This is a genomic window from Pseudomonas sp. DrBHI1 (genome assembly GCF_002205115.1).
In the GTDB taxonomy this organism is placed as follows: domain Bacteria; phylum Pseudomonadota; class Gammaproteobacteria; order Pseudomonadales; family Pseudomonadaceae; genus Aquipseudomonas; species Aquipseudomonas mosselii.
Genome location: NZ_NIBE01000026.1, coordinates 34,397 through 47,459 on the forward strand (window position 1 = coordinate 34,397; position 13,063 = coordinate 47,459).

Sequence of the window (13,063 nt, forward strand, 5' to 3'; positions counted from 1 at the left end):
TAACTTTCTAAACACTTTCGCTTGCCGGCAACAGTAGGTGCAGGCACAGGCCAGGATGCCCATTGCTCGCCCACAGGCGCCCGCCCTGCAGCTCGATGGCGCGCCGGGCGATGGCCAGGCCCAGGCCGAAGCCGGCGCCGCTGCCGGGCAGGCGGCGGTAGGGCTGGAAGATCTGCTCGAGTTCATCCTCTGGTACTCCGGGCCCTTGGTCGCGCAGGCACAGGTGCCAGAAGGCGCCCTCGCGGCAACCGTCCAGGCCGACTCGGCCAATGGCGGGCGAATGGCGGATGGCGTTGCGCAGCAGGTTTTCCAAGGCCTGGGCCAGGCTGTCCAGGTGCGCCTGCACCTGGCAGTCGAGGCCGAGTGAGCAGGGCAGCCGTTCGACCGGCCAGCCGCTTTCGAAGCAGCTGTCCTGGACCAGCGCCTCCCAGACCGAGAGCACCAGTACCGGCTCGGTCGCCAGTTGCGGTTGCTCGGTGTCCAGCCAGGCCAGATCGAGGGTGTCCTCCAGCAGTTTCTGCATGTCGTCCACCTCGCGGTCCAGGCGCTGTCGCAGTTGCTCCGCCGGCAATTCGCTGTCGTGGGCGATGCGCAGGCGCGCCAGCGGCGTGCGCAGTTCATGGGACAGGGTACGTAGCAGCAGGCGTTGCTGGTCGAGGCTTTTGCGCAGGCGCACGGCCATGTGCTCGAAGGCCTGGGCCAGCTCGCCCAGTTCGTCGCGGCGTTCCTGCAGGGGCAGCCTGGGGCCATCCAGGTCATCAGCCCGCAGGGCGTCGGCGCGGTCGCGAAGGCGATTGAGTGGCACGACCAGATGGCGGTACAGCGCCAGGCCCAGCAACAGGGCGAGCAGGGCGGGGGCCACGCCGTGGGTGACTACGTGGGTCCAGGGTGTCAGGCCGGTGGGCAGCAGGTGTTCGGGGAGCTGGATGACCAGGCGGCCGTCCTCGGGGTGTTCGGGGAAGGCAATGCTCACGTATGGCAGCTCGTCCTGCAGGCGCCGGCTCATCGGCCAGTCGAGTTTGCGCATGAAGGTCAGGCGGCTGGCTTCATCAGCGCTCAGCGCGGTAGTGCCTAGGCTTTGCAGATGAGGGCCGATGATGGCGACCCAGGTGTTCTCATCGGCTTCGAGCCGACGGCGCAAGCGTTCCACGCCATCGGCACCTTCCGCGCGCCAGGCCTGCTCGGCCTGTTCGGCGAAGCCGGCGAGGAACACCCGGTCGGCGGGGGCCAGGAAGTAGGTGCTGCGTTCGACCGACAGGCCCCAGGTCCAGATCAGCCAGGTCAGCAGCAGGCAGAAGCACACCTGCAACAGCGCCAGTTTCCACAGCAGCGGATGACGGCGCATCAGGTGTTGCCCGCATCGACCAGGATATAGCCCTGGCCGCGCACGGCCTGGATTTCCAGGTGGCTGGCGCCGATGGCGGCGAGCTTGCGGCGCAGGTTGCACACATGCACATCCAGGCCGCGGTCGAGGCGGGTATAGGCCCGGTGCAGGACGCTCTGGTACAGAAATGCCTTGCTCAGCGCCTCGCCGGGATGGGCTTGCAGGGTCACCAGCAAGCGGTATTCGGAACCGGTCAGCCCGGCACTCTGGCCATGCTGGGCGACATCATGGTTGGCGGTATCGAAGGTCAGCGTGCAGGCATTGCGTGGCATGGACGGGCGCCGGTCCAGCGCCACCCGGCGCAGCAGCGCATCGATCCGGGCATCCAGTTCGGCCAGGCTGAAGGGCTTGGGCAGGTAGTCGTCGGCGCCGCGGGTGAAGCCGCTGATGCGGTCCTGCTCGGCGCCCAGGGCCGACATCAGCATTACCGGTACCGCCTGGTGCCGGCGCAGTTCGTCGAGCAGGCTCAGGCCATCGATGCCGGGAAGCATGATGTCCAGCAGTAGCAGGTCGAAGGGGGCCTGCTGCATCGTGTTCAATGCCTGGGTGCCGTTCTCGCAGGTCCGGACGCTGAAGCCACGGCGCATGAAGTGCTGTTCCAGGTCCTGGCGCAGGCGCGGGTCGTCTTCGGCGAGGAGGAGCTTGGGGGGCACGGGCATGACCTTGATGAGAATTCGTTGCAAATACGAATCATCCCATTGGCGATGGTGCCGGGGCAATGGCCGGATGCTGGCATTTCGTCGCGTGGTTGAGGCCTTTGGCCCCTGTTTCAGCGACTGATGAACATCCCGCCAGCTTCGCCGCGCGCGCGCAGGCCATGGCTCTCGCTCAGCATGGCCAAGGCCAGAGGCAGGTCATCGACCGGGAAGCTGCCGGAGACCCGCAACTCGGCCACGGCCGGGTCGCAGACCAGACGCTGGTCGCTGTAGCGCATCAATTCCTGGGCCCACTGCAACAGCGGCATGTCGTCGACCACCAGCAAGCCATTGCGCCAGGCCAGCTGGGTGTCGCGGGCGATTTCCACCAGGCCGAGCCGGTCGCGGTCGAAGCGCACCTGCGAGCCTGCGTGGATGACGGTGGCACTGCCGGCCTCGGGGGTGACGCGCACGGCGCCTTCATAGACCGCGAGCTGAGTCTCGCGAGGGCGTTGGCGCACGCTGAAGCGGGTGCCCAGCGCCTGCATCAGGCCATGTTCGCTCCGCACCTGCAACGGCCGCGACGGGTCCGCGGCGGTGACGATGTACGCCTCGCCACGGCGCAGGTGCAGCAGGCGCTCCTCGGCCGAATACGCCACTCGCAGCTCGCTGTGGCTGTTTAGAGTGACCTGGGTGCCATCGCTCAGCAGCAGTTCGCGGCGCTCGCCCACTGCGGTCTGGTAGTCGATACCCTCCTGGGTCTGCCGCCATACCCACCAGCCCAGCGGGGCCGCGCCGATCAGCACCAGCAGGCCACGCAGCACGGTGCGACGGCTGCTGTCCTGCGGGCGAACGAGTGTCTGCCGGGCAAGGGTCGGTGGCAGGGTGCCGAGGCGCGTCAGCAGGCGCTCGGCGCGCTTCCAGGCGCGTTCGTGGTCCGGGTCGCGGCGCCGCCAGCGTTCCAGCTCGAGCTGTTGCGCTGGCGTCAGCGGGCCTTCCTGCATCAGCAGCAGCCAGGCGGCGGCCTTGGCGAGCACGGCCTGGGCAATGGCGGGTTGGTCACTCATCGGGCATCTGGCTCAGGCAGGCCATGTAGCCCTCGTGGATGTACTTCTTCACCGTTGGCAGCGCGATATTCAGGGCCTGGGCAATGTCTTTCTGTTTCATGCCGTCCAGGCTGGCCATCAGGAACGCCTGCCTGACCCGTGGGCGCAGGCTGTCGAGCACCGCGTCGATCTCATGCAGGGTCTCGAGGATGACGCTCTGCTGCTCGGGCGACGGCTGCAGCGCCTCGGGCACCAGCGCCAGCGCTTCGAGCCAGGCCTGCTCCAGCGAATGGCGGCGGCGCCAGCTGACCAGCACGCAGTTGGCGATGCGTGTCAGGTAGGCGCGCGGCTGGCGCAGGGTGTCGGGCTGGTTGCTGTCGCGGCTGGCGAGCAAGCGCACGAAGATGTCCTGGGCCAGATCGTCGGCCACACCGCGCCCCCAGGAGCGCAACCGGTACGCCAGCCAGCCGCGCAACCAGGCGTGGTGCTCGATATACAGCGTGGTGACGGCGCAGTGCTTGGCGGGCCGCGGCGGGGACTTGAAAAGGGTCATGGCTGGGAGGCGTCAGGGCGCAAATGCAAACAATTATCACTAGATTTGGTTAAATCACAAGATCAAGTGAAAATGCGAATCGCACGCATATACCTTTTTCGCCGTCATGCGACAGAAGGGGTGCAAGCCCGCATCGAGTGCCGGGCACTGACCTCACGAGCGAGAAAAGCATGCCCGCAATTCGTCGGCTTTCCCCTGTTTCGCGTCCTTCGCAACACTTGTCCCCGATCAGCTTCGCCGTGCGTTGCGCGATGCTCGGCTGCCTGATGGGCACGGCTTCGACCCTGGCCCAGGCCGCCGAGTCCCCGGCCGTGGCGTCCACCCGGCTCGACGATGCCACGCCGCGCGACTACGACATCGCCCAGGGGCCGCTGGGCACCGCGTTGGGCGTGTTCGCCAGCCAATCGGGCCTGCTGTTGTCCTATGACCCCGAGCTGACCCGCGGCCGCGCGGCTCCGGCGCTCAAGGGGCGCTATACCGTGCAGGAAGGGGCCCGGCGGCTGCTGGCCAACAGCGGCCTGCAACTGCTGCCGAACGCGCGGGGCGCGTACATCCTCATCCCACAGGCCCAGGCATCGGCGACAGCGACGGAATTGACGCCGACCATGGTCGCGGCCAGCGAGCTGGTTGACCCGCAGCGCGACACCTACCGCGCGCCGCGCTCTACGGTGCACCTGTCGCGCGAAGACCTCGACCGCTTTAGCACCGTTTCGGTGGGCGACATGCTCAAGGGCGTGGCCGGCGTGCAGATGGGCGACAGCCGCAACGGTGGCGCGCTGGACGTCAACATCCGCGGCATCCAGGGGCAGAGCCGGGTGGCGGTCAGGGTCGATGGCTCGGAGCAGGCGGTGGATGTCTACCGGGGCTACGGCGGTACCCAGCAGCGCAGCTACATCGACCCCGACCTGATCAGCAGCGTCACCGTGAACAAGGGCCCCAGCACCCGCTCGGGAGCGATCGGCGGCTCTGTGGAGATGAAGACCATCGGCGTCGAGGACATCCTGGTCGATGGCAAGGATGTCGGCGTGCGCCTGACCGGCAACTTGTGGAACAACGGCGTGGAGCCCGAGCACCGCAACCGCAACGCCAGGGACGAGGACCTGAGCGCGGTACCGCGCGACCAACGCGGCAGCCTGTTCGGCTCCAAGGCCGAGTCCGGCAGCGCCGCCTTCGGCTACTCCCATGAACGCTTCGATCTGGTGGCGGCCTATGCGCACCGCAACCAGGGCAACTACTTTTCCGGCAAGAAGGGCCAGGACCGCTACCGGCTCTACGACCGCGACGGTGACGAACAGCCGAGCGTCGCCAACACCTACAACGCCGGCGAGGAGGTGCTCAATTCGTCGTCCGAGACCGACTCCTACCTGCTCAAGACCAGTTGGCGGCTGGCCGACGACCATACCCTGGACCTGGGCTACCGCCGGTTCGACGGACACATGGGCGAGATCATGCCGTCGGACATCTTCCGCTACGGTACCGCCGGCATCTACCAGTACCCCACCAGCGAAATCCGGATCGACACCTACACCGCCCGCTATCACTACCTGCCCGAAGGCAATCCGTGGGTAGACCTCACCAGCAGGCTGTGGCTGACCGACTCGAAGACCAGTACCTTGAGCGCGGCCTGGATGGCGCCCAAGTCGCAGCTGTACCGTACCGACCGCGCCTGGTCCCGCCAGGACAATCGCCGCATCGGCGGCGACCTGAACAACGTTTCGCGCTTCACCACGGCCCATGGCGATTTCAAGCTCGACCTGGGCGGTGCCTTCCAGCTCGAAGACCTGCAGCCGCAGAAGAGCGTGGTCTCCACCCAGCATGACATCAACGCCAACCGCATGCTGCGTGACGCGTCGCGCCAGGAGTTCAGCTTCAACGGCAACCTGGAATTCAAGCCCACTGAAACGCTGACGCTGTGGGGCGGCGGTCGCTATGCCCACTACCAGACCAAGGACAACACCGTGCTGGCCGAGGCGCGCCGCGAGGAGCGGGAAATGCGCTGGATCACCGCCAGCAGCCCGGGGCACTGGGGCAGCATGATGTGGTTCCCCGACCAGAACGGCCAGTACACCGACGCCACCGATCCACGCCTGAACAACGGCATCGTCTTCGAGAACAGCAACGAGCCGTTCAATGGCGTGCCGTTCAACGAGTCCGGCGCGACCAACGTGGAGGTCCACCCCGAAGGCATCAGCAACGTGGTCACCGGCTACGACTATACCCCGCAGGGCAAAAGCCGCGGCGGTGGCTTCGCACCGGCCTTCGGTATCAATGTCGAGTTCCTCCCGGACACCTTCGTCTATGCCTCCTACACCGAAGGCCTGCGCCTGCCGTCGCTGTTCGAGACCAGCCAGGGCACCCAGCAGGTCACCCCGGGCAAGCACCTCAAGCCCGAGCGCTCGCGCAGCTGGGAAGTGGGGGTGAGCGCCTTGCGCAGCGACCTGCTGATCGCCGGCGACGAGGCGTCGGCCAAGCTGGCCTGGTTCGACAACGACATCAAGAACTACATCACTCGTTACTACGACCCGAGCCCAGGCCTGTGGGGCCAGATGACCTTCAGCAACACCGACAGCTTCCATACCCGTGGCCTGGAACTGCAGTCGCACTACGATGCCGGGCGCGTGTTCGCCGACCTTTCGGCCACCTACTACCTGATGACCGAGACCTGCGACGCGGCCTTCGCCGCCAAGCTACGCGCCAGCGCCAATCGGTATCAGCGCACCCACGACACCCCGGACTGCACGTCGGGCAGCTACATGGGTTCGTACACCAACACCCAGAACCCGCCGCGCTTCTCGGCCAACCTGCTCGGCGGGATGCGTTTCTTCGACGAGGCACTGACCGTGGGCGGGCGCATGACCTACAGCTCGGGGCCCACCGCGCAGATGGATAAGCCCTGGCAGACCGGCGCGACCACGCCGCAGATCGACTACCGCTCGGTGGCGTTGTTCGACCTGTTCCTCAAGTACAAGCTGCTGGAGCACACCGAGCTGAATGTGTCGGTGCAGAACCTGACGGATCGTTACTACCTGGACCCGCTGGCGCAGAGCTTCATGCCTGCACCGGGGCGGACCTGGCGGGTGGGGATGGTGGCGCGTTTCTGAGGGGCGCGCGGCTGTTCGGCAGGCATTAAAAAGCCGGCTTGTGGCCGGCTTCTCGGGGACGGTCTTGGCTCATTTTTGATAAGCCGCAACCGCCTTAAACGGTTGGCAACATGGCCTGAAAAAGATGGCGGACGGCTGTGTGAGGCGTCGCCAGGCCCTCTGGAATGCGGCTTGCACCATCAGGGGGCATGATGTGCGGCGTAGCATACCCGTGTGTGCGACACATGCCCAGCAAAAAGTGAGGTGCTTCAGGCGGGGCGTGCCGGGCGCAGGCTTGACCACCAGAACACCCAGCCGAGGATTTCCACGTTCTGCACCCGGCGCTGATAGGCCGTATAGCGTTCGCTGGGGTGGTTGAGACGGTCATGGCTGTGCAGGCACAGCGTGCCGTTGTGGCCAAGGGTGAGGTGCTGTACCCGCAGGCGGCCGTTGTGCAGCAGGGCGTAGCATTCGCCGTCGACCACCCGGGTGCAGTCGCGGTCGATGGCCAACAGGGCGCCCTGGGGCAGCAGCGGTGTCATGTTGTTGCCCGGCATGCCGAGGCAGATGGCCATTTCGGCGCTGACCTGCACGCACTCCAGGGCTCGCCGGGGTATTGGCTGGTAGTGCCCTGGCACGGCTATCAGTTTGCCTTCCCGTACCTGGTGCAATGGCAGGTGGAGCAGATCTGTGTCAAGGGCTTGCAGCGGCGGCGGCAGGGCCAGGTTTGGCGTTGCCGGTGATGCGGGGGCCAGTGGCGTCGGATGTTTCGCTCCCTCGCCACTGCGCAGCCAGCGCCTGCGTACGCAAAACAGGTCGGCGATTTCATCGAGCCGGGCCTGGGGCACGCCGCGCTTGAACCAGTTGTTGACGTGTTGCGGTGTAACTTTGCGCTGTGCGGCAAAGTCGGAGGGGGTCAGGTTGCACTCCAGCAGGAGGGCTTTGAGACGGTCACCGGATGTTTTCATGGTGCCGAGTCTATAGGCCCTCGAACGGTGTGGAAATCAACCCGATGTCGAGGGAGTTTGTAGGAAAAATGGCGGTTTGTAGGGTGGTGCCTAGGACTAGGTGAGAAGTTTCGTTTTATGTTTGGGTGATGGTTGATTCTCTTGGCGAGCGCCCACAAAAAACCCTGCAGAAGCAGGGCTTTTCGTGTTTCAGGCTCAGCCCTTGTAGGCAGCGACCGATTTGGTGATCGCGGCGCGGGCGGCGTCGGCGCCTTCCCAACCTTCGATCTTGACCCACTTGCCCTTCTCGAGATCCTTGTAGTTCGCGAAGAAGTGTTCGATCTGCTGGATCAGCAGGGCTGGCAGGTCGGTGTATTCCTTCACGTCGACGTACAGCTGGCTCAGCTTGTCGTGCGGTACGGCGATGACCTTGGCGTCGCCGCCGCCGTCGTCGGTCATGTTCAGCACGCCGACCGGACGGGCGCGGATCACCGAGCCTGGAGCGACCGGGTACGGGGTCACGACCAGCACGTCCAGCGGATCACCGTCGTCGGCCAGGGTGTTGGGGATGTAGCCGTAGTTGGCCGGGTAGAACATCGGGGTGGCCATGAAACGGTCGACGAACAGGGCATCGCTGTCCTTGTCGATCTCGTACTTGATCGGCGCGTGGTTGGCCGGGATTTCGATGGCGACGTAGATGTCGTTCGGCAGGTCTTTGCCGGCTGGAATCTTGCTGTAGCTCATTGGGCAATGCCCCCGTGTTTGATCAAAAAAGTGGCGGCGATTATAGGCATATTCCCACGGTGGGTGCCACGCCCGGCCTGATGTGCGGGCGTTCAGGCGTGGCGTTCCCGGTAGTCCGGGTGTTCGGCCTGCAGGCGCGTCAGGCGCTCGAGCGGGTCCTGGCGGTAGAACAGCGTCAGCTGCTGGTAGACCTGCGGCCAGGCCTGGTGCAGCAGGTCGGGGGCGCTGAAGAAGTATTCGCTGGTAACGGCGAAGAATTCGGCCGGGTTTTCCGCGGCGTAGGGGTCGATGGCCGTTTCGGCGTCCGGGTCGGCATCGAGCTGGCGATTCATCGCGTCATAGGCCTGTTGCATGGCCTGGGCCCAGTCTTCGACACGCATGCCGTGGTGCAGCGGCGGCAGGCCGTTGGCATCGCCGTTGAGCATGTCCAGCTTGTGCGCCAGTTCGTGGATCACCAGGTTGTAGGCTTCCCAGCCGCCGCTGGCCAGCACGCCGGGCCAGGCCAGGATCACCGGGCCCTGCTGCCAGGCCTCGCCGCTGTGCTCGGCGTCCCAGACATGTTCGACGCCGCTGGCGTCGCGATGGCGCTGGGGGCTCTTGAAATCGTCGGGGTAGAGGATGATCTCGTGGAAGCCCTGGTACCAGTTCAACTCGCCCAGGTGCAGCAGCGGCAGTTGGGCCTGGGCGGCGAGGAACAGGCGCTGCTCGTCGTCCAGCTCGACGCCCGGCAGGGTGGTCAGGTGTTTGTCGTGCAGGAACAGCACGCTGGCTTCACGCAGCCAGCGGTCTTCATCGTCGCTGATGCCGTCCAGCAGCGGCAGGCGATCGCGGATCACCTGCCACATGTGCGGATCGACTGGATAGCGGGCCAGGGTGCGCCGGCGGCGCCAGGCGCTGAACGACCACATGCGCCGGTCAGTGGGCCTTGGCCGTGCGGCCGAAGCGACCGCGCAGCAGGCCGAGGATCATCGGCACCAGCGACAGGATGATGATGCCGACCACCATCAGCGACAGGTGCTGCTTGATGAACGGCACGTTGCCGAAGAAGTAGCCCAGGGTCACCAGGCCGCCGACCCATAGCAGCGAGCCGGCCACGCTGAACGCCAGGAAACGCGGGTAGTGCATGTGGGCGATGCCGGCGACGAACGGCGCGAACGTGCGCAGAATCGGCAGGAAGCGCGCCAGGGTGACGGTCTTGCCGCCGTGGCGTTCGTAGAACTCGTGGGTGCGCTGCAGGTAGTCCCGGCGGAAGATCTTCGAGTTGGGGTTGCGGAACAGGCGTTCGCCTGCGGTGCGCCCGATCACGTAGTTGGTGCTGTCGCCGAGGATCGCCGCGGCCATTAGCAGGCCGGCCAGCAGCACCGGATCCATGCCGCCACCGGCGGCCACGGCGCCGGCGATGAACAGCAGCGAGTCGCCCGGCAGGAACGGCATGACCACCAGGCCGGTCTCGCAGAAGATCACGGCGAAAAGGATGGCGTAGATCCAGGGACCGTAGTTGTTGACCAGCAGGTCGAGGTAGGCATCGAGATGCAGGATGAGGTCCAGCGGGTTGAAATCCATGTACAGCACCTGTGTTCTTGACCCGCTTCTACGGGCGCGCGATGACGGACAGTGCCATGGTTGGGGACGGTTTACCGGCTAGGCGGGTAACTTTTCGCACATGACAGGAGGGGGATTATACGGCGAAGTCCGGATTGTGCCCGGAGAGTTTGTAGCGGAGCGTTACGACAGAGTCACTGGGCGTCGTGGGGGAGCGTTTGCTGTAACGCGGTTCCTTTAGGAGCGGTCGTGTGTCGCGACCCATCGCGACACACGACCGCTCCCACAGCGAGCACAAGAGCGCCAGGCATCAATCCTGACTGATCGGCAGGATGTAGTTCTCGAACTCGGTGTCCTTGCGAAAGCCCATGGATTCATAGGTCTTGCGCGCCACCTCGTTGTCGCTGCTGGTGGACACGCGCATTCGCACGGCGTTGGATTGCTTGGCCATCTTCTTGGCCTCGCGCATCAGGTTGTCGGCGACCAGCATGCGGCGTGAGTCCTCGGCCACGTAGATGTCGTTGAGGATCCACACGCGCTTGAGCGACAGCGAGGAGAAGCTCGGATACAGCTGGCAGAAGCCCAGCAGGCGGTCGTCGCCGTCATCCGGCAGCGCCAGGTAGATGATCGACTCCTTGCGCTTGAGGCGCTTCTCGAGAAAGGCCCGCGAACTGTCCGGGTAAGGCAGTTGCCCATAGAACTCGCGGTATTTCACGAACAAAGGGGTGAGCAGGTCGAGGTGTTCCAAGGTTGCCTGGATGATGCGCATGGGCGGGCCTCTGAGTCCATTGGGGATACGGCGGATTGCCTGCAGCGTCCTCTGGCATGCTGCCTAAAGCAGGCTAGAAGCGCAATCCGCCTTCCGTGACATGTTTTTTACCCTTCGCCGAGTAGGAAGTTTCCGTTTTTGCCGGCGGATTCTTCACTGTCGATGCTGTGGACCTCCGCTTCGTCCTTCAGATTCACCCCCGACAGCTGACGCCTGCACGCCTCGCGCATCAGGTACAGCAGGCGGTGGGCGGCCAGGCCGTAGCTCAGCCCTTCCAGGCGCACGTTGGAGATGCAGTTGCGGTAGGCATCGGTCAGGCCGACCTTGGGCGCGTAGGTGAAGTACAGCCCCAGGCTGTCGGGTGAACTCAGGCCTGGGCGTTCGCCGATCAACATGACGGTCATGCGCGCGCCAAGCAGTTCGCCCACTTCGTCGGCCACCGCGACCCGGCCTTGCTCCACCAGGATCACCGGAGCGCTGCTCCAGCCATCGGCGGCGGCCTGCTCCTCGAAACGGCTCAGGAAGGGCAGGCTGTGGCGGTGCACGGCCAGCGCCGACAGCCCATCGGCGACGACGATCGCCAGGTCGACGCCGCCGGGGTTGGCTTGGGCGTGCTCGCGCAGGCGCTGGGCCGAGTCTTCATGCAGGCGCCGGCCAAGATCCGGGCGTTGCAGGTACTGGTGGCGGTCGCTGGCGGCGCTGTGCAGCAGCAGGCTGTCGCGGCCGCGCTCGCCGAGTTGCTGGCGCAGGCCGACATGGTCGAACGGCAGATGCACGGCATCGCGGGCCTGGGCATGGGCGAACTGGAAGTCCAGCTGGGCGCCGGTGGGCAGGCTGATGCCGGTGCGGCCGAGGGCGATGCGCGCCGGGGTGAGGTTGCGCAGGGCCAGCCAGGGGTTCTCTGGGGTGGGGGTGTGTCGGTCCATGGTCATCCCTATGCAAGCTGCGCCAGGGCCTGGCGGAAGGCCGGCGGCAGGTTGTCGCCGAAGCGGATGCGGCCGTCGGCCTGGGTGAAGATGCCGGTGCGCTCCAGCCACGCCTCGAATTCCGGCCCGGGCTTCAGCCCCAGGGTCTGGCGCGCGTAGAGCGCGTCGTGGAACGAGGTAGTCTGGTAGTTGAGCATGATGTCGTCCGAGCCGGGGATGCCCATGATGAAGTTGATCCCGGCCACGCCCAGCAGGGTCAGCAGGGTGTCCATGTCGTCCTGGTCGGCTTCGGCGTGGTTGGTGTAGCAGATGTCGCAGCCCATCGGCACGCCCAGCAGCTTGCCGCAGAAATGGTCCTCGAGGCCGGCGCGGATGATCTGCTTGCCGTTGTACAGGTATTCCGGGCCGATGAAACCAACCACGGTGTTGACCAGGAACGGCTTGAAGTGGCGGGCCACGGCGTAGGCGCGGGTCTCGCAGGTCTGCTGGTCGACGCCATGGTGCGCGTTGGACGACAGCGCGCTGCCCTGGCCGGTCTCGAAGTACATCAGGTTCTGCCCGACCCTGCCGCGCTTGAGCGAGAGGCCTGCCTCGTAGCCTTCCTGAAGCACGTTGAGGTTGATGCCGAAGCCGGCGTTGGCCGCTTCGGTGCCGGCAATGGACTGGAACACCAGGTCCAGCGGCATGCCACGGTTGATCGCCTCGATCGAGGTGGTGACGTGGGTCAGCACGCAGGATTGGGTGGGAATGTCGTAGCGCTGGATGATCGCATCGAGCATCTCCAGCAGCGCGCAGATCGAGGCGATACTGTCGGTGGCCGGGTTGATGCCGATCATGGCATCGCCATTGCCGTACAGCAGGCCGTCAAGGATGCTTGCGGCGATGCCGGCCGGCTCGTCGGTCGGGTGGTTGGGCTGCAGGCGCGTCGACAGCCGTCCGCGCAGCCCCATGGTGCCGCGAAAGGCGGTGACCACGCGGATTTTCTGCGCCACCAGCACCAGGTCCTGCACGCGCATGATTTTCGAAACCGCCGCCGCCATTTCCGGTGTCAGGCCCGGCGCCAGGGCGCGCAAGCTGTGCTCGTCGGCTTGCTCGCTGAGCAGCCAGTCGCGCAGCCCACCGACGGTCAGATGGCTGACCGCAGCGAAAGCTTGCGGGTCGTGGGTGTCGACGATCAGGCGGGTGACTTCGTCCTGTTCATAGGGAATCAGCGCCTCGTTGAGGAAGTGCTTGAGCGGGATGTTGGCCAGGGCCATCTGCGCCGCCACCCGCTCGCCGTCGTTGCTGGCGGCGACCCCTGCCAGGTAGTCGCCAGAGCGCGCCGGACTGGCCTTGGCCATCACCTCTTTGAGGCTGTCGAAGCGGTAGACCTGGTGGCCCACCGTATGCGTGAAACTTGCCATACAGAATCTCCAGGGCGCCGCAGGCCTGGCCTGC

At 65.7% G+C, this 13,063-nt stretch carries 12 protein-coding genes; 1 reads left to right on the forward strand and 11 read right to left on the reverse strand.

Going from position 1 to position 13,063, the window contains the following annotated elements:
• Positions 1 to 7: 7 nt before the first annotated feature.
• The 4 genes from CC207_RS04140 to CC207_RS04155 form a co-directional block, all read right to left on the reverse strand.
• On the reverse strand, positions 8 to 1,345 hold the full coding sequence (locus CC207_RS04140; RefSeq protein ID WP_088851636.1) for a sensor histidine kinase: 1,338 nt from the start codon (positions 1,343 to 1,345) through the stop codon (positions 8 to 10).
• The gene (locus tag CC207_RS04145; protein ID WP_028690298.1) at positions 1,345 to 2,037 is read right to left on the reverse strand and encodes a response regulator transcription factor; all 693 of its coding nucleotides are present in this window, start codon (positions 2,035 to 2,037) and stop codon (positions 1,345 to 1,347) included. Before CC207_RS04145 ends, CC207_RS04140 begins: the two co-directional genes overlap by 1 nt.
• A 116-nt stretch (positions 2,038 to 2,153) precedes the next feature.
• Positions 2,154 to 3,086: a FecR family protein gene (locus CC207_RS04150; RefSeq protein ID WP_028690299.1), complete on the reverse strand. Its 933-nt coding sequence runs from the start codon at positions 3,084 to 3,086 to the stop codon at positions 2,154 to 2,156.
• The gene (locus CC207_RS04155) at positions 3,079 to 3,618 is read right to left on the reverse strand and encodes a sigma-70 family RNA polymerase sigma factor (RefSeq protein ID WP_028690300.1); all 540 of its coding nucleotides are present in this window, start codon (positions 3,616 to 3,618) and stop codon (positions 3,079 to 3,081) included. Before CC207_RS04155 ends, CC207_RS04150 begins: the two co-directional genes overlap by 8 nt.
• 170 nt (positions 3,619 to 3,788) lie before the next feature.
• On the opposite strand from CC207_RS04155, the gene CC207_RS04160 reads away from it, so the two are divergent.
• Complete coding sequence (locus tag CC207_RS04160) at positions 3,789 to 6,719, forward strand: TonB-dependent receptor (protein ID WP_178080950.1); 2,931 nt, start codon at positions 3,789 to 3,791, stop codon at positions 6,717 to 6,719.
• 248 nt (positions 6,720 to 6,967) lie between these two features.
• Here CC207_RS04160 and CC207_RS04165 read toward each other — a convergent pair whose 3' ends face one another.
• The 7 genes from CC207_RS04165 to CC207_RS04195 form a co-directional block, all read right to left on the reverse strand.
• Positions 6,968 to 7,666, reverse strand: a complete 699-nt coding sequence (locus CC207_RS04165) for a S24 family peptidase (RefSeq protein ID WP_069016297.1) — start codon at positions 7,664 to 7,666, stop codon at positions 6,968 to 6,970.
• Positions 7,667 to 7,861: 195 nt separating this feature from the next.
• Positions 7,862 to 8,389, reverse strand: coding sequence for an inorganic diphosphatase (ppa, locus tag CC207_RS04170; RefSeq protein ID WP_028690314.1), 528 nt, complete (start codon positions 8,387 to 8,389; stop codon positions 7,862 to 7,864).
• Positions 8,390 to 8,481: 92 nt separating this feature from the next.
• Entirely contained in the window at positions 8,482 to 9,297 is an 816-nt protein-coding gene (locus CC207_RS04175; RefSeq protein ID WP_028690315.1) for a zinc-dependent peptidase, read from the reverse strand.
• Positions 9,298 to 9,304: 7 nt separating this feature from the next.
• On the reverse strand, positions 9,305 to 9,952 hold the full coding sequence (locus tag CC207_RS04180; protein WP_028690316.1) for a DedA family protein: 648 nt from the start codon (positions 9,950 to 9,952) through the stop codon (positions 9,305 to 9,307).
• 289 nt (positions 9,953 to 10,241) lie between these two features.
• Complete coding sequence (locus CC207_RS04185) at positions 10,242 to 10,700, reverse strand: GNAT family N-acetyltransferase (RefSeq protein WP_028690317.1); 459 nt, start codon at positions 10,698 to 10,700, stop codon at positions 10,242 to 10,244.
• A gap of 107 nt (positions 10,701 to 10,807) precedes the next feature.
• Complete coding sequence (gene eutC, locus CC207_RS04190) at positions 10,808 to 11,626, reverse strand: ethanolamine ammonia-lyase subunit EutC (protein WP_088851651.1); 819 nt, start codon at positions 11,624 to 11,626, stop codon at positions 10,808 to 10,810.
• 8 nt (positions 11,627 to 11,634) lie between these two features.
• Positions 11,635 to 13,029, reverse strand: a complete 1,395-nt coding sequence (locus CC207_RS04195; RefSeq protein WP_069016295.1) for an ethanolamine ammonia-lyase subunit EutB — start codon at positions 13,027 to 13,029, stop codon at positions 11,635 to 11,637.
• Positions 13,030 to 13,063 lie beyond the last annotated feature (34 nt).

Excerpts from the sequence above, each read along its gene's own strand:
- CC207_RS04165 (WP_069016297.1), bottom strand. The coding sequence starts at position 7,666 with ATGAAAACATCCGGTGACCGTCTCAAAGCCCTCCTGCTGGAGTGCAAC.
- CC207_RS04175 (WP_028690315.1), bottom strand. The coding sequence starts at position 9,297 with ATGTGGTCGTTCAGCGCCTGGCGCCGCCGGCGCACCCTGGCCCGCTAT.
- CC207_RS04185 (WP_028690317.1), bottom strand. The coding sequence starts at position 10,700 with ATGCGCATCATCCAGGCAACCTTGGAACACCTCGACCTGCTCACCCCT.
- eutC (WP_088851651.1), bottom strand. The coding sequence starts at position 11,626 with ATGGACCGACACACCCCCACCCCAGAGAACCCCTGGCTGGCCCTGCGC.
- CC207_RS04155 (WP_028690300.1), bottom strand. The coding sequence starts at position 3,618 with ATGACCCTTTTCAAGTCCCCGCCGCGGCCCGCCAAGCACTGCGCCGTC.
- ppa (WP_028690314.1), bottom strand. The coding sequence starts at position 8,389 with ATGAGCTACAGCAAGATTCCAGCCGGCAAAGACCTGCCGAACGACATC.
- CC207_RS04180 (WP_028690316.1), bottom strand. The coding sequence starts at position 9,952 with ATGGATTTCAACCCGCTGGACCTCATCCTGCATCTCGATGCCTACCTC.
- CC207_RS04140 (WP_088851636.1), bottom strand. The coding sequence starts at position 1,345 with ATGCGCCGTCATCCGCTGCTGTGGAAACTGGCGCTGTTGCAGGTGTGC.
- CC207_RS04150 (WP_028690299.1), bottom strand. The coding sequence starts at position 3,086 with ATGAGTGACCAACCCGCCATTGCCCAGGCCGTGCTCGCCAAGGCCGCC.
- CC207_RS04160 (WP_178080950.1), top strand. The coding sequence starts at position 3,789 with ATGCCCGCAATTCGTCGGCTTTCCCCTGTTTCGCGTCCTTCGCAACAC.
- CC207_RS04195 (WP_069016295.1), bottom strand. The coding sequence starts at position 13,029 with ATGGCAAGTTTCACGCATACGGTGGGCCACCAGGTCTACCGCTTCGAC.